General features: G+C 69.9%; 1 protein-coding gene. It reads left to right on the forward strand.

Annotated features, from left to right (window positions below):
* Positions 1 to 501, forward strand: a 501-nt coding sequence (locus ACR0MS_RS20435; protein ID WP_480579198.1) for a VCBS domain-containing protein, incomplete at both ends; no start/stop codon positions are given.

The raw sequence follows: 501 nt of genomic DNA on the forward strand, positions 1-501 counted from the left end.
GGGCGCGGTGACCGAGGACAAGCTGACCTCGACCGGCGGCAAGCTGGATGTGACCGACCCGGATGCGGGCCAGGCGAGCTTCGTGCCGCAGACCGGCGCGGCCGGCGCCCATGGCAGTTTCACCGTCCAGCCCGATGGCACCTGGAGCTACACGCTCGACAATGGCCAGCCGGCGGTACAGGCGCTGAAGACCGGCGAGCAGCTGACCGACACGCTGACCGTCTCCACCGTCGACGGCACCACCAAGCAGATCACCGTCACCATCAACGGCACCGACGACAAGGCCGCGATCTCCGGCACCGCGGTGGGCGCGGTGACCGAGGACAAGCTGACCTCGACCGGCGGCAAGCTGGATGTGACCGACCCGGATGCGGGCCAGGCGAGCTTCGTGCCGCAGACCGGCGCGGCCGGCGCCCATGGCAGTTTCACCGTCCAGCCCGATGGCACCTGGAGCTACACGCTCGACAATGGCCAGCCGGCGGTACAGGCGCTGAAGACCGG

The sequence above is a fragment of the Ruegeria sp. CJ2 genome (genome assembly GCF_056536745.1).